The following is an 18,191-nucleotide window of genomic DNA, read 5'->3' on the forward strand; positions in this document are numbered from 1 at the left end:
CCTTGCATTGCACTGCACCGTGCAGTATATCACTTGCCGTGCACTTGATAGTGCAACTGATAGAAGTTGAAAAGGTATCGGCATGAAAGTTTGCAATGGTCCAGACGAGGCCGCCCTGAAGGCCCGGCGCCGTGCAATCGCCTCGGATCCGGCCGTCGATCGCGGCTCGTTGCCGCGGTGGCCGGCGCTGACGACTATCATCTTACCGAATGCTGTTCAGACCGCTACGCTCGGCGTTCTTGTGGAATTTGCCGGGTTGCCGATAGGCCGAGCAGAGGAACCGGTTCCACCGTCCAACACGAAGCTGAAGCGGCTCCTGGCGGAAGCCATGCTCGACAATGCTGCTTTGAAGGACCTGCCGGTTCCCGCCGTCCAGGTCGGCGATCAGCGATGAAGACGCCATGAAACGTACCTTCAGGTATGAGATGATGTCGTTAAGGATACAGCAATGATTGTCCTTGGATTGGGTTCCTGCCTCATCGCAATTGCCACGCTGGCTGCCGTCGCCCTGCTTGACCGCGTCGAAGCCAACCGCCGGTTCATCAGCCTCCGCGTGCTCTGAATGCATGTAGCGGTTGCGGCCCTTGATCTTCCTGCCCCATCAAAACCACAGATGCCGGCGCTTTGCGCGGTTTTGGTACTCTGCTGTCGATTGCGCCGGTCGTCGGAGAGGCTTGCTAGCCTTCCAGTTCTCGCGTCTCCATATCGCGATGATCGTTGATCCGGAACCACAGGCCCATCGCACGCCATCATAGAAATACCGCTGGACCGTTGAGCAGGGCGGAAAATCGCCGGCAGCATCCGGCACTGGCAGCCTGTCGACGCGTATAAAGGAGAGCGTTCCAACCTCACGCAAGTCCGTCTTGTGCGGTCGGGGCGCGGGCATGAAAGGTGCTATATACTCCCACTGACGATCCGGGACATCGCTTGCATACTGGTATCTCGTGCCGACATAACTTCGCCCCCGGGTGGTTCAGGCCGGGCCATCGTGGTCCACCAACCTGAAGGCAGCACGTTCGAATCTTGCCCCGCAATAAAATTCTTTCATTATATCAATTGATTAAAGTCTGAAGCGCGCCATCGGCCTCATCATCGATCAATTCACACCCGACGAATGCGCCAATTTCTTCGCAAACGCCTGACGTGACGCAGCATGATCGGATACCGCACTAGCACTGCCTTCCGCAGGAAATGACGGGAGGCTCGGCTTGCGGGCCGGATCGACTTGCCAGCAAAAACTGCCCCTTGCAATGCACTGCACTGTGCAGTATAGCACACATTATGCACTTTGTAGTGCAAACGATAGCAATAGAAAGGTATTGGGAATGAAAGTTTGCAATGGTTCAGACGAGGTCTTCCTGAAGGCCCGGACACCTGCGCGGCACGCCAGCAGCGCGCCGACTGGTCTGTCCCCGCGGTGGCCAGCGCTGAAGACGATGATCTTTGGGAATGCCAGTCGGGCCGCTGCGGTCGGCGTCTTTGTAGGGTTCGCCGCGTTGCCGATAGCCCGAGCAGCTGAACCGGCTCCGCCGCTCAAGCCGGCGATCAGCGATGAAGCAGCCACCGCCGTGTCGCAGATGGGAAAGACGCTCCTGGCCAAGGAACAGTCGATTACGGCGAGAACCATCAGGGTCTATCTAGGCGAATCCGGACAGCCGCTTCACGTCTTCCACACGATGAAGATCGTCGTGCGTCGTCCTAATCGAATCGCCGTCGAGGTTGCCGGCGACGACGGCAAGCACAATCTATTCTACAACGGCAAGGCGGCCTCAATCTTTTTCCCCGACAGCAAGGAGTACGCGGTGATTGCCGCGTCCGGCGATATACCGTCGGCACTCAATGAGGTGGTAGACAAGATCAACGTTGATTTTCCGCTCGGCGGCTTCTTTGTGGACTCTCCGGACAAACTGCTGTTGAGCGATGCTGTCTCCGCCTGGCAGGTCGGGACGGCCAATGTCGACGGAGTAGAATGTCGGCATCTGTTTTTCCATCAGAAGTCTGGCATCGATCTGGAGTTGTGGGTCGAGAAGAATAGCGCTGCCACACCACGTCGCCTCGCTGTCACCTACCGGCTGCTCCCGGGCCAACCCAGTTTCATCGCGGAATTCACCAGCTGGAGCACCAAAGCCCGCCCATCCGAGTCCGAATTCTCCTTTCAACCGCCCGCCGGTGCAAAAAAGATCGAGCTGACTGCGGCCGCTGCGCCGGCAACTAAGAGGACCCAGTGATGAACCATCTGAAACGAACCTTCGTCGCTCTTCTTGCAGTAACGGCGGCAAATTCGGGCGTCGCGTTTGCCCAGTTCGGTCCGCCGCCGGGGGGCCCGCCGCGTCCGCCGATGGGTGGGCCACCGCGCCCGCCCATGGAGCGCCTGCACCGCCCGCCGGTGGAGCGCCCGCACCGTCCACCGGTGGCCAGCCACGGCCGTCCGCCGGTGAGCGCCCACAACCGTCCGCCGGTGAATCGCCCCACCCATGCGCCAAATGTCGGTGGCGCAAAGGGGCGATTGGCGGAAGGGGCTGGCCGCGGAGGGAACGGTTTACCCGGGAATATCAGCCGCAACACGCTGCACTCCGGAGGTAACATCAAGGCGAACCGCACCTTCGCCAACACGGGAGGCAATATCATCGCAAAGGACTCAGGCAATCTCACGGTGAACAGTTCTGGCGATATCAAAGTCTCTGGTAACGGCAACGGATACTTTGGCCGTGGACTCTATAGCCGCGGAGACTATGGCGGCGGAGGCTATGGCGGCGGAGACTATGGAGACGGAGACCATTATGGTCGTGGATACTATCGCCGCGCAGCCTACGCCCTCGGCGGATACGCGGTCGGAGTGACCACTGGTGCCGCGATCGCTTCGGGCGGTAGCGGAAACACATATGATTACGGATCTCAGTCGGGGTCTTCTTACACGGGCTCCTCTCCCTCAACTTACTCCAGTTCGTCCTCTTCAGGATCGTCCGGCGGCACGTCGTCGGGTTCCTCCCGCTCAACTTACTCGAATTCGTCCTCTTCGGGTTCGTCTGACGGCACCTCGTCGGGTGCGTCTTACGCCACCGCCTCGGGTTCTTCCGGCGGGACTTCTTCAGGTTCTTATAATCAGGGCAGCTCCGAGGCATCCGTTGGCGGTCGGCAAGGCACATCGAATCAGGGCGGCAACGGGAGCGCGCCGTCTGTGAATCTGCTGATGGTGGGCCTGTTTGAGAGCCTGCCGCCGGATGGCACGGCATGGACCATGGAAGGTGCGGTCGGTTGGCTTCAGGCAGCCGCGGCCAACCTGCGGATCGCATACAAGATCCCGGAAAATATCGTGGTCACGGGCGAAACTCCGCCGTCTGATTACAGCACCGCGCCGGGCGGGAACTAGAGCCTGTTCGAAATGGTGACGGCACAGGTTCAGCGCGATGGGCCGGATCGGCGACGCATCCGGCCCTTGAGATGCACTAGACCGTGCAGTACATTGTGAATGCACTCATTGTGCTAGGGGATTGTTATGGATACTCACACTGGTTCAAACGAAGCCGGCGCGAAAGCCCGGCAGGGCGGGTCGAGGGAGGCGATCATCGAGGCGGCCGGGCGGCTATTTCTGGACCGGGGGTTCGGTTCAGTGAGCATGGACGACTTGGCTAAAGCCTCAGGCGTAGCGCGGCGGACGCTCTACAACCAGTTCGAAACAAAGGAGGAAATCTTCCGGGAGATGCTCCTCAGGGTATCGGGACAGCTCGAGGATGCGTTTCCGTCCGGCATCGAACCTGACGGCGACGTCGAGGACGTGCTACGTGTCATCGCGCGCGCGATTCTGGAGTTTCACAAGAAGCCGGAATACTGCGGGTTTCTTCGAATGGTGGTGGCCGACTCCCGGCAGTTTCCTTGGATCGCCGAGGAGTTCGCCGCGGTGATGGAGCCTCGGACTGAGAGACTTGTGCACTACCTCGCCCATCTGACCGCACTGGAGATCCTGGACTGCCGCAATCCGATGCTTGCGGCTCACCAGTTCATGGGGATGCTGAACGAGATATCGCTGTGGCCCTGGATGATCGGTCGCGAAGGCCTACCCTTGGCGGCCGACGAGGTCGTTGACGAGACGATTCGGATGTTTCTGCAGCGATATCGGCGCCCGCAATCGAAGGAAAATTGAATGCCTCGCAGGCGCGTATTTGTGCATGCAAAACAGTGCGACTAGCGAGGTCGATTCTCCCAGGAGGACGGGCGCGATAGGCGCGCTCGATGCTCGTCTGCGAACCCGCTACTGCATGAACCATCCGTGGCTGACCACCATCGACTGACCGGTCAGCGCGTTCGATGGGAAGGCCGCTAGAAACAGCGCTGCTTCGGCAACGTCCTGCACCGTCGTAAACTCGCCGTCGACCGTCTCCTTCAGCATCACGGTCTTGACCACGTCCGCCTCAGAAATTCCGAGCTCGCGCGCCTGCTCGGGGATCTGCTTCTCGACAAGCGGCGTGCGTACGAAGCCGGGGCAGATCACGTTGGCGCGGACACCATGAGCGGCCCCTTCCTTGGCCACGACCTTGGCCAGCCCGATGAGACCGTGCTTGGCGGTAACGTAAGGAGCCTTTAGCGGCGATGCCTCCTTGGCATGCACGGACCCCATATAGATGATGCTGCCGCTCTTCTGCCTGTACATTTGCCGCAATGCGGTACGGGTGGTCAGGAAGGCTCCGTCCAGATGGATGGAAAGCAACTTCCTCCACTTCTCGAACTCGAACTCGACGAGCGGCGCGACGATCTGCACGCCGGCGTTACTGACCAGGACGTCGAGCCGTCCGAAGGCTTCGATCGCCCGTGCCATTCCGCTTTCCACCTGCTCCTCGTTGCTGACATCCATGCCTACCCCGAGCGCGCGTTTGCCTGTCGGATCGATCGCGGACGCCGTTTGTTGGGCCGCGCTCTGATCAAGATCCGCAATGACCACTCTTGCGCCCTCGCGAGCGAAAGTGAGCGCAATCTCCTTGCCGATGCCGCTCGCGGCTCCGGTGATCACTGCGACCTTGTCCAGAAGCCGGCCCCCGGCACACTCGGCGCGCTTGTTCGATGACGTTTCATTCTGCGAGTTCATAGGCTCTTCCTTTCCGATATCGAGGCTCGGCTTCCGCGAGGTAGTCATGCACGACCCTCCCGAGCGCGAGCGTGAGATCTGCGATGATATGGACCGCCGATACCACTTCCAGCACCGGCAGCTCGGCCACAGGGGCCAGTGCGTGGGACCAGAGGTTCAGGGCCGCCGGGCCGGTCCAGGCGCCCTGCAGATTGATTTCCTCCAGGTGGTATTCCACGAGTTCGCAGATGCGCGGCGTGCCGTCGACATGAGGGATGACCTTGAGGAGGAAGTTCGGTTCGCCGAGTGAGGTCTTCACCGCTGAAAGATCGGCGGCTCCATGCTTGTAGCCCATTGTAGCGGTCGCAACGCGGACCGGGCCGTAGTCGAGCGTGCCCACCAACGTGTCGGTCTCGGTGCGAAGAGTCGGACTCGCGAGCTTCTTGGGAAAGCCCCACAACTCGCGTCCGCCGGCAATCGGCGGATGGTCGTTGAGAAACATGCAATGGGTGTAGCTGCCCTTGCGTCCGCGGAACGAGACCGGGATGACCTGTCCGCTTTCCGTGTAATCGCCGAAGCCGGTCGAATCCGGCATGCGAATGAACTCGAATTTGACGAGAGGCTCGCACACCTGAAGCGGCTCCGGCACGAGGTCGCGCAGTTTCTGCGGATCGGTGCGATATGTGATGATCAGATACTCCCGATTTCGGAAGCGATAAGGGCCGGCCGGATAGGCCGGGCTGGTCAGGGGCATGGCGAAAGCTCTCGCCCGGACAGTGTCTTCGTGCATGGCTGAAATTCCTTTGGATCAAGCGGCTCGTTTGCGTTCAGGGGGCGCGACGGGGATCGTCAGTCGCTTTGCGGTGGCTGACCTCTATTCCTGCCCGTCGAAACCAAGGTCGTAGGTGCCAACCCCGTCCTGATTGTCCGGCCGACGGAGCGCCTCTGGATGGCGCAAAGTGCGCACAGCGTCGAAGTAACCAGCCCGCCAATGCTCTTCCATGGACAGCCGCGAGAACTCGTAATCCTTCGAGTGCGTTTCATGCTGCTTCGAGTTGTAGATCAGATGGACTAGCTTGTAGACCTTGTGGTCTGCAATTGAGCTCAGCATCCTCGCCTCCTCACCGCCGACGAGGTCTGCGGGCAGTTTTGCAAGAAGGTTCGCGAGCGTGTGTCGGGCGCGCTGGTATTGCTTAAACTGGTCGGTATGGGCGCGCGTACGGCTCGAATACTGGATTTCCTTTTGCCGCGCCGCGACGTCGGCAAGGTTGAAGGGAATCTCACCGCGCGCGCTCCAGAGGTCGACCTGGAAGGCAATCGTGTCCTGCCGCGGCCCTTGCTCGACCACCCACTGCAGCGGCGTGTTGGAAACGAGGCCGCCGTCCCAGTAGAACTCGCCCTCGATCTCAACGGCAGGGAAGCCGGGCGGAAGCGATCCGCTGGCCATCACGTGCTCGGGCCGGATCGTATGCGTCTCATTGTCGAAGTAGACGAGATTTCCTGTTCGAACGTTCACGGCGCCGACGCTGAAGCGCATACCGCCAGCATTGATGCGGTCGAAGTCGACAAGCCGCTCGAGAGTGCTCTTCAGATGCTTGGTTTCGTAGAAACTCGTGCCCCCGGTGGCGCCATCCGGGTACAGCCAGGGAACAGGCTGTCGCAGGCTGAAGAAGCCCGGGGCACCGGCGACGAGCGCGCAGGCGGCACTGAATTGATTGAAGAGCGCGCGCGGCAGATTGCCTCTGGGAGCGAGAGCGTCTGCGGCAGCAGTCCAGTCGAGAAGTGGATTGGCAGTGATCTCGCGCCAGAAGGTCCGCAGCTTTTCAACCCGTTCAGACGGCTCGTTTCCCGCGATGATCGCGGAGTTGATGGCTCCAATGGAGACGCCGGCAACCCAATCTGGATGAATGTCGGCTTCCGAAAGGGCTTCGTAGACGCCGGCCTGGTAGGCTCCGAGCGCACCGCCGCCTTGCAACACCAACGCAATGCATTCGAAAGGGAGACGCCGTTCTGCCGTTCGGAATTCCTTCTGGGGCTGAAAGTTCATCGAATGCTTTCCCTTTCATTGAGCGTGACCACGTGGCGTTCGCCGCCTGCATGGGACCGGCTGGATTTCAATTTGAATAAATAAGTCAAAACGACTATATCGTCAATATGAGAGTCACGCAATGGTGGAATGCAAAAATGGGCACTGGCAAAAGTCGATTTGGCGCTTAGGCGGAGATAGGGCTGAGCGGTGCGACCGCGGACGAGACATTGGCGCGCTCGACGCTGGGGCTGTATTGACGCGGGCGTCTCTTTGGCCTGCTCATGCCGTCATTCCTCCAATCCGTTCGGTTCCCTCTTTTTTCGAATTGACTAGATCGTCATTATGATTTTATAGTCAATATTGAGGAATGGGTTTGGGAGGAGAACCATCAATGAAGCTGCAAGCCTCGCGCGATGCCGCGATCAGACCGTTTTTCTGCGGCCCCCCAATCGAACATTTCGGCTCGCGGACCGCCACGACATGCTAGCCTTAAAATCTAGAATGAACCGGCAGGTTCTGAGGACCATCCTTGTTGCCCTGCCCAAAGTGCTGAACCGCACAGCCTCCTGCGTCCCTGCGTTCCGGGAGCGGCTGAGACAGCGCGACATCGTCGCATGGATCGGCCTCCAGGACGGGAGCATCGGTCGCATCGTCGAGGTCCGGAGCGGCAAATTCCGGTCCCGTCCGGGCGCGGCGGCCGAGGCGCAAGTGAACATGACGTTCAAGGACGTATCGACGGCCCTGAAACTGCTGCTTCCCAATCGTGATCAGGGCGAGATCATCCACGCGGCCAAGAACTTCAAGGTGGTGACCACCGGGCCGGACGAGCTCGTTGTTTGGTTCACGCAGACGCTCAACATGAGCGAGACCGCCGGCCTGTCCATGGGAACGCCGATGCCCGATGGCAGCCTCCGCTACACCACCTGCACCAACGGTGGTCCCCTGTTCGTTTACGTCAAGGATGGCCGCATCCTGCGGGTTACGCCCATCGAGTTCGACGTAACCGATCCATCCACCTGGGTGATCGAGGCTCGCGGCCGCAAGTTCAGTCCGCCCCGCCGGGCGCTGGTGGCGCCGCACGCCCTGACGATGAAATCCCTGGTCTATTCGGACAAGCGTATCCTCCACCCGATGAAGCGGATGGATTTCGATCCCAATGGCGAACGCAATCCCCAAAACCGCGGCAAATCCGGCTACGTGCGGATCAGCTGGGAGGAGGCGCTGGACATCGTCGCCACGGAGATCAATCGGCAGAAGCGCGTTCATGGGCCGGGTTCCATCACGTTCCCGATGTCGTCCCACCACCAGTGGGGCAATGTGGGCTATTACCTGAGCTCGCTGATGCGGTTCGCCAACCTGATCGGCTTCACCCGGGTTGCCGCCAACCCGGACAGCTGGGAGGGCTGGTACTGGGGCGCAATGCACCATTTCGGCAACTCAATGCGGGTCGGCGTGCCTGCGGGCTATGGCGGGGTGGAGGATTGCCTCAAGGAAGCCGAGATGATCGTCTTCTGGTCCTGCGATCCCGAAAGCACCAATGGAGCCTATGCGGGGTTTGAGGGCACAACGCGTCGTCTATGGGCCAAGGAACTCGGAATCGAGTTCGTTCATATCGACCCGCATTGCAATCCGACAGCCCAGTTGCTGGGCGGACGCTGGTTTCCCGTCCGACCTCAGACCGACGCAGCCTTGGCCCATGCGATCATGTATGTCTGGATCACGGAAGGCCTTTATGACGAGGAGTACGTCGCCAATCGCACCACCGGCTTTGAGGAATGGAAGGCGTACCTGCTGGGCGAAACCGATGGCGTTTCCAAGAGCCCCGAATGGCAGGAGGCCGAGACCGGCATCCCTGCCAGGGATGTGCGCGCCCTCGCGCGCAAGTGGGGCCGCAAGAAGGTCTATCTTGCCGTCGGCATGACGGGCACTGGCTTCGGCGGTGCAAGCCGCGGGGCGACCGGTGCGCAATGGGCGCGTTGCATGATCATGATGATGGCGATGCAGGGCTGGGGCAAGCCGGGCGTCAATTTCGGCGGTCTCCAGATCGGGGTCCCCCACGACCTGCATTTCTATTTTCCGGGCTATGCCGACGGAGGGATCTCCGGTGACCTGGCGTGGACCGGCAATGCGGTGAACAACTATCAGCGCATGCCGCACATCCTGACGATGAATCCCGTCAAGCAGATGGTGCCGCGCCAGCAACTGCCCGACGCGATCATCAACGGCGAGGCCACCGGCTATCTCTGGGACGGCATGGCCCAGGAGGCCCAGTTCGCGCCCTTCACCTATCCCATGCCGGGCTACTCGCCGATTCACATGATCTACCGCTACGGCGGATCGTCCCTGAGCACCGTGACTCGATCGGGGCGCTGGGTAGACGCCTATCGGCACGAGAGCATCGAGTGCGTGGTTAACCAGTCCATCTGGATGGAGGGCGAGGCCCAGTTTGCCGATATCATTCTGCCGGCCTGCACTTCACTGGAGCGCTGGGACATCGGAGAATGGGCGAATTCTGGAGGCTACGCCCATCACGGCGTCAATGTCGTCAACCATCGCGTCATCACACTCCAGCATAAGTGCATCGAGCCCTTGGGCGAGTCGAAGTCTGACTACGAGATATTCACTGCCATCCTGACCCGGCTTGGCCTTGGCGCCGTCTTCACCGAGGGCTGCAGCGAGCTCGACTGGGTCAAGCGGGTGTTCGATTCGTCGGATCTGCCCGGCGAAATTGCCTGGAAGAAATTCTGTCGCAAGGGCTACTACGTCGTGCCGCCCGAAAAGCCGGAGCTGCGCCAGCCCGTCGACATGCGCTGGTTCGCCGAGGGCAGGCGCAAGGATCTGCCGGAACCGCTTCCGATGCCATCCCAGTATGCCGAAGAGTTCGGCATGGGCCTGCAGACGCCGAGCGGCAAGCTGGAATTCGTGCCCGAGGTCCTCAAGCGGAACACGGCGGACAATCCGGACCGGCCACCGGTCAATCGCTACATTCACTCCTGGGAAGGGCTGCGCACCACCGAGCTGACGGAGCGCTATCCGCTGCAGATGATCGCCACGCACAGCCGCTACAGCTTCCATACCAGCATGGACGGCAAGAACAGCGCGGTCAATCAGGTGGAGGACCATCGTGCCCAGATTGCTGGCCATCGCTTCTGGTTGCTGCGTCTCAACCCGACCGATGCCGCCGCCCGGGGCATTGCCCATCGTGACCTGGTGAAAATCTTCAACGACCGCGGCGCCGTGATCTGCGCCGCGGACATTTCGCCCCTCGTGACACCAGGCGTCGTCAAGTCCTATGAGGCCAGCGCCGAGTTCCAGCTTATCGAACTTGCGGGAGAGACCATCGAGATCGGCGGCTGCCTGAACGTCCTTACCTCGGACCGATCGCAGACCCGCGGAACCAGCAGCATGGCTCCCAATTCCTGCCTTGTGCAAATCGAGAAGTGGCAGAACGCGGACGCCTTCAAGATGGCTGCGCGGCGTAGGAGGAAGTCTTGAGCAAGTGGAACCTGATCATCAACGTCGGCCGCTGCGAGAACTGCTATAATTGCGTGATCGCGGACCGGGACGAACATGTCGGCAACGAGTTTCCCGGCTATTCGGCGCCGGCCGCTGCCGTGGGTGAGAGCACGATCCGCATCCTGCGCCGAGCGCAGGGCAGTGTGCCCATGGTGGAGACCACCTATTTGCCGGTGATGTGCAACCACTGCGATGACGCGCCTTGCATGCAATATGCGGGCGACGCCATTCGCAAACGCGACGACGGCATCGTTATTATTGATCCGGAGAAGGCTCGGGGCCGCAAGGACATTCTCGGCTCGTGCCCGTACCGGGCAATCGTCTGGAACGAGGAGCAGCAGGTGCCGCAGACCTGGATCTTCGACGCCCACCTGCTCGATCAGGGCTGGCAGCAGCCTCGCTGCCAGCAGAGTTGTCCGACGGAGGTCTTCGAGGCGGTGAAGCTCAGTGACGCCGCCATGGAGCGGATGGCGGCCACCGAGGGGCTCAAGGTGCAAAAGCCCGAGCTTGGGACCAAGCCGCGCGTCTGGTACCGGGGTTTGGAACGGTGGGAGACATGCTTCATCGGCGGCAGCGTCAGCGTCGACATCGCCGGGGCGGTGGAATGTCTTGAAGGGGCGGAGGTCACCCTGTCTCAGAGAGGCAAGGTTCTCACGAAGACAGTCACCGACGGCTTCGGAGACTTTCGCTTCGACAATCTGGCCGGGGATGACGCCACATATCGTGTCGAAGTATCCCATGCCCATGGCAGCGTCTGGCGTGACTGCGTCCTGTCCGAGAGCGTCTATCTGGGCGAACTGAGGGTGACCCGCCCCGGCGCCGCAGACGCGCGGAGGGACGCCGATGCTTGATAGCGATCATTGCCGCTCGGACATGACCCACCGGCGAACAAGCCGGCAGGAGAGCCAGGGAACGAACGTTGCCCGCATTCTCAGTGCGGCAGAGACTTTGTGCGCGATCTATGGATCCGGGAAAACGAACGTGCGCGACATCGCGAGCTACCTCAAAATGTCGCCAGCAAATGTCTACAGGTTCTTCCCGTCCAAACTGGCGTTGTACGACGAGCTTGTTGCGCAAGTGCTCGAAAACAATTTTCCCGTCATGCAACCGGACTCGGGAAGATTTACCAGTGCAGAAACGCTCCGAGAGTTCATGCTGGGGCTGCATAGACGTGTTCTTGCTCTCATGCGGGATGAGGAAAAGATATTCGAGCTGCTCACGGTCGCCGATGACGAGCGCTGGCCCGCTTTCGAGGTACACGCAAGACGCGTAGTGGACGTCGTCGCTGAACTTGTCGAAGAGGGTGTCCGTGCACGGGAATTTCGACAACAGGACAGTCTACGGGCCGCCGAATGCCTTTGCGGGTCAACTGCGGCACTCTGGGAGCCGAAAGCTATCAAGAACTTCCATTCCAGGCGCTCGCTCATTACGCCCGAAGACTTGATTTCCTTCAGTGTTGAGGCCCTGCGGAACGGGCCCTCTCAATGCTTTCGATAATTGCCGGCACAGGTCTCTCTGCAGTGTTTCTGGTGTTGCAGGGCCATAAGACCTGGCGCCGGATCCGACGCGGCGGAGTTCGTGCTCCGGGCACTTGAGATCGAGCCGGAGGAAGCTCGTCGCATCGCTAATTTGGAGTTGCTGCCGCTGTCCAAGAGAGCCGGCGCGGACCTATAGGGAGGAAGATCACTATGCTCGCAACAACCCCTGGTGGCGATGGTCGCCCCATTGTCGCATTGCCCGATGTCGAGGCATTCGAGCAAATCCCGCTGCCGGAGCGTAACCTCCCGGCAAGCACCTACGAGATGCTTGCGCGCGGCGCCGCTATCGCGCCGGATCAGCTTGCCCTGTCCTTCTTTCTGCGCTCCGACAACTTTCGTGATCCCTTCGTCTGGACGCATGGCGAGCTCCTCGCTGACATCACGAGGACAGCTAATGCCCTGCGGCGGCTGGGAATCGGCCGCGACGACGTCGTGGCCTTCATGCTGCCCAATCTGCCCGAAGCGCATTTCGTGATCTGGGGCGGCGAGGCGGCGGGCATCGCCTTCGCGATCAATCCTCTGCTTGAAGCGGGACAGATCTCCGAGCTCCTCATAGCCGGGAAGGCAAAATGGCTCGTTACTCTGGCCCCCTTTCCGGGAACCGACATCTGGCAGAAGGCGATCAAGGCCGCGGCGAATGTGCCGGACCTGCAAGGAATTCTGACCGTCAGTTTCGAACCGTATCTCCACGGCACCGCCGAGGAAGCGACGAAGGTACGCTCGCAGGCTCTACGTGTCGACGGCCGCTCCATCCCCGTTCTCAGCCTGCGTCAGGAAATTGCCGCGGAACGCGGCGACGGGTTGACCTTCGAAATGCCCCGTCCCGGAGAGATCTCTTCATACTTCTGCACAGGCGGCACGACCGGACTGCCCAAGATCGCCGCGCGTGCCCATTTGTCGGAAGTGTTCGACGCCTGGTCCACCCAAGCCTTTATCGGGAGTGTGTTCGCACCGGGCAAGACGATCTTCTGCGGCCTACCGCTCTTCCACGTCAACGGACAGCTGGTGACGGGCCTCATCCCGTGGTCGCAAGGCGGACATGTCCTCATGGGCACGCCGCATGGCTATCGCGGAGAGGGCGTTATTCCGTCCTTTTGGGAGATCGTCGAACACTATCGGGTCGCGGCCTTCTCGGGCGTTCCGACTGTATATTCGGAACTGCTGCAGGTGCCGGTCGGCGACCGCGACATTTCGAGCGTCGGCTACGGTTTTTGCGGCGCGGCTCCGATGCCCGTGGAACTGTTCCGCAATTTCGAAAAGACGATCGGAATCCGCATTCTGGAGGCCTACGGCCTGACGGAAGGCGCGTGTGTTTCCAGCGTCAATCCGCCGGAAGGCGAGCGACGCATCGGTTCGATCGGCCTGCGTCTTCCCTACCAGAAAATGGCGGTGGTCAGACTTGACGATTCTGGCTGCTTCACCGGATTTGCGGGGACGGAAGAGGTCGGCGTGCTCGCGATCCGCGGGCCGAATGTCTTTGCCGGTTACATCAATGCCCAACACAACAAGGGGCTCTGGCTCGAGATTGGTGGCGAGCGCTGGCTGAATACCGGCGATCTCGCACGCCAGGACACGGACGGCTACTTCTGGCTGACGGGTCGCAAGAAGGAGCTCATTATCCGGGGCGGCCATAACATCGATCCCAAGCTGATCGAAAATGCAATGCAGGATCACCCGGCGGTGCAACTCGCCGCAGCGGTGGGACGGCCCGATGAGCGCGCCGGAGAACTCCCGGTCCTCTATGTTCAGTTGAAGCCGGCGACGACGGCATCGGAGGCGGACCTGCTTGCCCATGCCGTCGAGCGTATTCCCGAGCGTGCTGCGCATCCCAAATCGGTCCGGATCCTGGCCGCGCTGCCCGTCACACCCGTCGGCAAGATCTTCAAACCAGCACTGTCGATGCTGGAGATCGAGGATGTCGTACGTCAGGAGGCGGCGTCGTCCGGCGTGAAGCTCGAATCGCTTTCGGTCGTTCAAGACGTCCGGCTCGGGCTGCTGGCAAGAATTGCAACCGAGGGCGATCCAGGCCCCCTCCGCGAAAAACTGGGTCACTACGCCTTTAAGGCGCAATTCCTCTGAAAGTTCGCGAGAAGAAAAGGACATCAATCATGGCGATCAATCATGCCCGTTACGAGATCGGCGCGCCAGCATTCTCTTGGTCAAACCAGCAGTCAGGAGCCCAATCATGAATGCTCCAACTCGGATCCCCGTCACCAACCTTCAACACCACGTCTTCTACGTTACCGACCTGGAACGCTCAAAGGCTTTCTATATCAAGCTCTTCGACCTGCAGTTCTCCGCTCTCAACCATCCAGACAGCAGCGCCGCAATGCGTTTGTCGCAGCAGGAAATGCATTTCTTCTCGTTCGGCTTCTACCATCACGACATCTGCCTGGTGAAGCATCACAAGCTGAAGATGGACAACAATTCCATGCTGCACTTCACGCTGGCAGTGAAGGACGCAGAGGCATTCGACGACGTCAAACGGCGCGCACGAGAGATGGGCTTGCCGATCCGAGAGGGGCGCATGCTCGCCTCCGCGCGCCCGGCCTCGTCTGCCTTTTGCCTCCGGGACCCCGACAAGCACTGGATTGAGATTATTGAGGAGCCCAGCAGATGAGCAACACCGCTTTTGTTCCGCCGAACGTCCTACCCCCATTCAAGCTACGCTTCTCGGGCCTCCTGAAGCGGAAATGGTTTCGCGAAATGGTGCTGTTGTGGCCGACGCTGACGAAGCGGCGGTTCTCCAACAAGACTGAGGACTACGGCGTCTTCAAGCCTTCCCTCGTTTCTCATATCGGGCAGCTCTCCATCTACGTGCGCGACATCGCGCAAAGCCGGGCCTGGTACGAGCAAGTTGCCGGCATGATCCACAGCCGCACCTGTAAGCCGGAACCGCATCCGTTCAAGGAGGGCTGGCGCATTAGCTGCTGCTACATGAGTGCAACTGACCACGAGGAATGCCTTGTACTCGTCGAGGAATACGATCCCTCAGGCATGGTTACCGTACCTTCGGGCATGAGCTTCTTCCATTTCGCGCTCGAGGTAAAAGGAAACCGACTGGAGGATGTCCTGGCCTTTGCCCAGCAACAGCAGGCCGAAGGATTCCCCCTGAACTACGGTCCAGTCCGCCACAACAGCGAACCGCCTTTGGGTGATGGTGAGACCGGCGGCAACGTGGCCTGTTACCTCTACGATCCCGACTGGCACAATGTCGAATTCTGCGGTGCGATGGATACGATCGAGAATTATCGCGAGCGATACGGAGACCTTAACGGCAAGGACCGCGCTTGACCGCGCTACGCCCTTCAAATGGCGCTGCGAGCGGACATTCGAGCCGCTTTAGAAGCGGCCCCTCCAAAGAAAGGAAATGAAATGGTAGTTAAAGTGACCCGATTTACGATCGGCGGAGAACCCTTGTGGGGATTTTTGGACGGAGAAGAGATCGCCCCGCTCGAGGGCACCTTCGTGTCGACCGCCGACATCCTGCGCCTTCCTCCGGCAGAGCTCAGGATGCTGGCAGGCGCTGAACGGTTCCCGATCAGCTCTGCAAACATTCTGAGCCCCGTCACAGCGCCGGCGCAGATCATCTGCCAGGGTCTGAACTATGCAGATCACGCGGATCAATCGGGGCATGCGCCACGACAGAAGAATCTGCTCTTCATGAAGGCCGCCTCCTCGCTGTCGGGAGCGTTCGATCCCGTTATCCGGCCGGCCGGATGTCAGATGCTCGACTACGAAGTGGAACTCGGGCTTGTCCTGAAGCGACCATTAGGTGCAGGCGACCACGTCACCCGCGAGACGCTCGGCGATTTCATCGGCGGACTCGTCCTGTGTAACGACGTGTCAGCCCGCGACGTCATGTTCGGCGAAGCCTTCTTGCAGTGGTTCCGCGGCAAAAGCGCCCGTACGTTGTGCCCCTGTGGTCCTTGGCTGGTCATTCCGGAAGCGGACGAGGTAGCGGATCTCCTCGACAGGATTGAGATCCGTCTCTGGCTGAACGACGAACTGCGGCAGTCGGCCCATACTCGGGACTTCGTCTTTCGCCCGGAAACCTGCCTCAACGACATTGGGTCTCTGATGGACCTGTCTGCGGGCGATCTCGTCCTGACCGGGACGCCGGGCGGCGTGATCCTGCAAGCGAATGCCGCCCTGGCCCAGATTCTGACGACCAAGCTCTTCAAGGATTCGGAGCGGAAGGATGCGATCGTCGAAGAAGCGACTGCCCACACACGCTACCTCGCGCCCGGCGACATTTTGCGCGCCGAAATGCGCACCGATGACCGCGCCGTCGATTTTGGCAGGCAGTTGCTCGAAGTCGTGGACGCGTGATCTCGGCGGGACCAGGACGCGCACCCAGTCGCCGCCCGACCACAGCCCGATCGGCGAAGGTGTGAAGGGCTTGAGGGTCGCCTCCTGGTCTAGCCCCTTGATCTGGAGCGGTCGGCTGGTTGGAGGCAAGGCGCCGGTGCTGCAGGCAAAATGAGAAATGCCCATTTGCTTGGGCTTTGGGAAGGCGAGACGTCTCGGAGGAGGGAGACCCGCATGAGAACTACTAATTTGTTGACCGGATTTTTCAGCTGTCTTTTCGTCACACCGGCGACGGGAGGAGGCTTCGATCTTCTGGGGCAGCCGAATGAAGCCCTTTTCGAGACGGGACGCTACGTCGAATTCGGGCTCGGCTTTGGCAGTCCGAACGTGGGAGGGCAGATCATTGCCGTCGGGCCCCCGTTTGCTTCGGGCGATACGGCGCCCACGGTTCCATTCTACAATGGCGCCTTCAAGGCCGATATCAACGAACAATTCTCAGGAGCGGTCATCGTAGACAATCCTTATGGGCGCAGACTCGACTACGATAGCGGGCCGCTGTCCGGCCTGTCTGGAAAGGTTGAGTCGATCGCAGTCACAGGCTTGCTGCGTTACAAGTTCACAGAACGTTTCAGTGTCTTCGGCGGACCCAGACTGCAACGTATGGGCGGCGACACCGATGTTGCTGTTTTCGTAGGCGGCGTGCCCGCCGGTTTTGGCAACGTCACTTTTGACGACACCTGGGCGGCGGGCTACGTGGTCGGGGCGGCCTTTGAAATCCCGCAGAGCCATGTCCGGGTCGCAGTCACATACAATTCCGCGATCGATTACGATTTCGACACCTCAGGCGCCTATGAAGGGGCTACAGAAGTCGAGACCCCGCAATCGGTCAACCTCCATCTCCAGGCTCCGATCAGCCTTAGCACCCTGCTCTTCGCGACGGTTCGCTGGGCCGATTGGAGCGAACACAAGATCAATCCGCCGGGCTATCCATTGGGATCGCTCGTCCACTTCAACGACACGACGACCTACACGCTCGGCGTGGCACAGATGTTCAGCGAACAATGGTCGGGATTCACAACTCTGACATACGAGCCCTCAACTGACGTATCGGCTGACGGGCCGCTCGATGCGACTGACGGTTTGTGGGGCGCCACGCTTGGCGCGATCTACACGAAGGATCAGGTGAAAATAACCACCGCCATCAGCTACCGCCAGTTCGGGGATGCTTCGGGTTCGTTCGGAATTTTTACGGACAACGATCTGGTCAGCGCCGCCGTCAAAGTGGGGTATTCGTTTTAACCCTCGCTGCCGGAAACGCAGTTCGCGTTGCCTACCACGGCTTCTGCTTGGGAGCGAATTTCTGCAGAAACAATTCGCCCGTAGAGTGTTCCAGCTGGGATGAATCGCGCTGGAAACACCCGATATCCTGTGCGCTAAGGATCACTATGCCGAAACTATCGGCATGAGCGAAACCGCGACCGGTCATGATGGCGAACGCTATCTGTCTATCGGCTATGAGCACCACAACATCGTTCTTCGGCACGCCGAGCAAAAGGCGTTGGGCGATCTCGGCTTCCAGCTCAGGCCCGGCACCGACCTGAAGGAGCTTGTGGGCGAACTCTGCGCCATCGGCCTGAGCGCGCAGATCAAGTCCGACAGCCAGCCGGGGACTGCCCTCGATGCGGCGATCCGTGCCGGCGCTTCCGACATCATGGCGCTCGACGCCGATGGCATGATG

General features: G+C 60.4%; 15 protein-coding genes and 1 pseudogene. 12 read left to right on the plus strand and 4 right to left on the minus strand.

The annotated features are described in order from the left end of the window. Positions 1-82 precede the first annotated feature (82 nt). Positions 83-394: a hypothetical protein gene (locus BLP23_RS34925; protein WP_267890067.1), complete on the plus strand. Its 312-nt coding sequence runs from the start codon at positions 83-85 to the stop codon at positions 392-394. A 171-nt stretch (positions 395-565) separates the two neighbouring features. Here BLP23_RS34925 and BLP23_RS04605 read toward each other — a convergent pair. Then, a pseudogene (locus tag BLP23_RS04605) lies at positions 566-937 on the minus strand (transposase); the annotation flags it as partial. A 499-nt stretch (positions 938-1,436) separates the two neighbouring features. Here BLP23_RS04605 and BLP23_RS04610 point away from each other — a divergent pair. The 3 genes from BLP23_RS04610 (at position 1,437) to BLP23_RS04620 (ending at position 4,141) form a co-directional block, all read left to right on the plus strand. Continuing rightward, on the plus strand, positions 1,437-2,228 hold the full coding sequence (locus BLP23_RS04610) for a DUF2092 domain-containing protein (protein ID WP_233426626.1): 792 nt from the start codon (positions 1,437-1,439) through the stop codon (positions 2,226-2,228). Continuing rightward, positions 2,228-3,370, plus strand: a complete 1,143-nt coding sequence (locus tag BLP23_RS34295) for a hypothetical protein (RefSeq protein WP_233426627.1) — start codon at positions 2,228-2,230, stop codon at positions 3,368-3,370. The genes BLP23_RS04610 and BLP23_RS34295 overlap by 1 nt, the downstream gene beginning before the upstream one ends. A gap of 126 nt (positions 3,371-3,496) precedes the next feature. After that, entirely contained in the window at positions 3,497-4,141 is a 645-nt protein-coding gene (locus BLP23_RS04620) for a TetR/AcrR family transcriptional regulator (protein ID WP_092583714.1), read from the plus strand. A gap of 108 nt (positions 4,142-4,249) precedes the next feature. Here BLP23_RS04620 and BLP23_RS04625 read toward each other — a convergent pair whose 3' ends face one another. The 3 genes from BLP23_RS04625 to BLP23_RS04635 form a co-directional block, all read right to left on the minus strand. Then, complete coding sequence (locus BLP23_RS04625) at positions 4,250-5,080, minus strand: 3-hydroxybutyrate dehydrogenase (RefSeq protein WP_092583715.1); 831 nt, start codon at positions 5,078-5,080, stop codon at positions 4,250-4,252. Continuing rightward, positions 5,064-5,849, minus strand: a complete 786-nt coding sequence (locus tag BLP23_RS04630; RefSeq protein ID WP_092583716.1) for an acetoacetate decarboxylase — start codon at positions 5,847-5,849, stop codon at positions 5,064-5,066. The genes BLP23_RS04625 and BLP23_RS04630 overlap by 17 nt, the downstream gene beginning before the upstream one ends. A gap of 84 nt (positions 5,850-5,933) precedes the next feature. Then, entirely contained in the window at positions 5,934-7,106 is a 1,173-nt protein-coding gene (locus tag BLP23_RS04635) for a patatin-like phospholipase family protein (RefSeq protein ID WP_092583717.1), read from the minus strand. A 483-nt stretch (positions 7,107-7,589) separates the two neighbouring features. Between BLP23_RS04635 and BLP23_RS04640 the strand changes: the two genes are divergently transcribed. From BLP23_RS04640 to BLP23_RS04675, 8 genes are all read left to right on the plus strand, one after another. Beyond that, the gene (locus tag BLP23_RS04640; RefSeq protein ID WP_092583718.1) at positions 7,590-10,583 is read left to right on the plus strand and encodes a molybdopterin-dependent oxidoreductase; all 2,994 of its coding nucleotides are present in this window, start codon (positions 7,590-7,592) and stop codon (positions 10,581-10,583) included. Further along, complete coding sequence (locus BLP23_RS04645; protein ID WP_092583719.1) at positions 10,580-11,455, plus strand: 4Fe-4S dicluster domain-containing protein; 876 nt, start codon at positions 10,580-10,582, stop codon at positions 11,453-11,455. Before BLP23_RS04640 ends, BLP23_RS04645 begins: the two co-directional genes overlap by 4 nt. After that, positions 11,448-12,101, plus strand: a complete 654-nt coding sequence (locus BLP23_RS04650) for a TetR/AcrR family transcriptional regulator (protein WP_233426628.1) — start codon at positions 11,448-11,450, stop codon at positions 12,099-12,101. Before BLP23_RS04645 ends, BLP23_RS04650 begins: the two co-directional genes overlap by 8 nt. A gap of 191 nt (positions 12,102-12,292) precedes the next feature. Beyond that, the gene (locus BLP23_RS04655; RefSeq protein WP_092583720.1) at positions 12,293-14,221 is read left to right on the plus strand and encodes an acyl-CoA synthetase; all 1,929 of its coding nucleotides are present in this window, start codon (positions 12,293-12,295) and stop codon (positions 14,219-14,221) included. A gap of 106 nt (positions 14,222-14,327) precedes the next feature. After that, on the plus strand, positions 14,328-14,762 hold the full coding sequence (locus tag BLP23_RS04660; protein WP_092583721.1) for a VOC family protein: 435 nt from the start codon (positions 14,328-14,330) through the stop codon (positions 14,760-14,762). Further along, a complete protein-coding gene (locus BLP23_RS04665; protein WP_092583722.1) occupies positions 14,759-15,436 on the plus strand; it encodes a VOC family protein in 678 nt (225 codons plus the stop codon). Before BLP23_RS04660 ends, BLP23_RS04665 begins: the two co-directional genes overlap by 4 nt. An 81-nt stretch (positions 15,437-15,517) precedes the next feature. Continuing rightward, the gene (locus tag BLP23_RS04670) at positions 15,518-16,474 is read left to right on the plus strand and encodes a fumarylacetoacetate hydrolase family protein (RefSeq protein ID WP_092583723.1); all 957 of its coding nucleotides are present in this window, start codon (positions 15,518-15,520) and stop codon (positions 16,472-16,474) included. A 213-nt stretch (positions 16,475-16,687) separates the two neighbouring features. Continuing rightward, positions 16,688-17,752 carry an OmpP1/FadL family transporter gene (locus tag BLP23_RS04675; RefSeq protein WP_092583724.1) on the plus strand — a complete coding sequence of 355 codons (1,065 nt, stop codon included), beginning with the start codon at positions 16,688-16,690 and terminating at the stop codon, positions 17,750-17,752. Positions 17,753-18,191 lie beyond the last annotated feature (439 nt).

The sequence above is a fragment of the Rhizobium mongolense subsp. loessense genome (assembly GCF_900099775.1).
GTDB classification, from domain to species: Bacteria; Pseudomonadota; Alphaproteobacteria; order Rhizobiales; family Rhizobiaceae; genus Rhizobium; species Rhizobium loessense.

What these genes read in the sequence shown, in the direction of transcription:
- BLP23_RS34295 (WP_233426627.1), top strand. Translation starts at nt 2,228, where the DNA reads ATGAACCATCTGAAACGAACCTTCGTCGCTCTTCTTGCAGTAACGGCG.
- BLP23_RS04660 (WP_092583721.1), top strand. Translation starts at nt 14,328, where the DNA reads ATGAATGCTCCAACTCGGATCCCCGTCACCAACCTTCAACACCACGTC.
- BLP23_RS04665 (WP_092583722.1), top strand. Translation starts at nt 14,759, where the DNA reads ATGAGCAACACCGCTTTTGTTCCGCCGAACGTCCTACCCCCATTCAAG.
- BLP23_RS04670 (WP_092583723.1), top strand. Translation starts at nt 15,518, where the DNA reads ATGGTAGTTAAAGTGACCCGATTTACGATCGGCGGAGAACCCTTGTGG.
- BLP23_RS04610 (WP_233426626.1), top strand. Translation starts at nt 1,437, where the DNA reads ATGATCTTTGGGAATGCCAGTCGGGCCGCTGCGGTCGGCGTCTTTGTA.
- BLP23_RS04630 (WP_092583716.1), bottom strand. Translation starts at nt 5,849, where the DNA reads ATGCACGAAGACACTGTCCGGGCGAGAGCTTTCGCCATGCCCCTGACC.
- BLP23_RS04655 (WP_092583720.1), top strand. Translation starts at nt 12,293, where the DNA reads ATGCTCGCAACAACCCCTGGTGGCGATGGTCGCCCCATTGTCGCATTG.
- BLP23_RS04625 (WP_092583715.1), bottom strand. Translation starts at nt 5,080, where the DNA reads ATGAACTCGCAGAATGAAACGTCATCGAACAAGCGCGCCGAGTGTGCC.
- BLP23_RS04650 (WP_233426628.1), top strand. Translation starts at nt 11,448, where the DNA reads ATGCTTGATAGCGATCATTGCCGCTCGGACATGACCCACCGGCGAACA.
- BLP23_RS04675 (WP_092583724.1), top strand. Translation starts at nt 16,688, where the DNA reads ATGAGAACTACTAATTTGTTGACCGGATTTTTCAGCTGTCTTTTCGTC.
- BLP23_RS04635 (WP_092583717.1), bottom strand. Translation starts at nt 7,106, where the DNA reads ATGAACTTTCAGCCCCAGAAGGAATTCCGAACGGCAGAACGGCGTCTC.
- BLP23_RS04620 (WP_092583714.1), top strand. Translation starts at nt 3,497, where the DNA reads ATGGATACTCACACTGGTTCAAACGAAGCCGGCGCGAAAGCCCGGCAG.
- BLP23_RS34925 (WP_267890067.1), top strand. Translation starts at nt 83, where the DNA reads ATGAAAGTTTGCAATGGTCCAGACGAGGCCGCCCTGAAGGCCCGGCGC.
- BLP23_RS04640 (WP_092583718.1), top strand. Translation starts at nt 7,590, where the DNA reads ATGAACCGGCAGGTTCTGAGGACCATCCTTGTTGCCCTGCCCAAAGTG.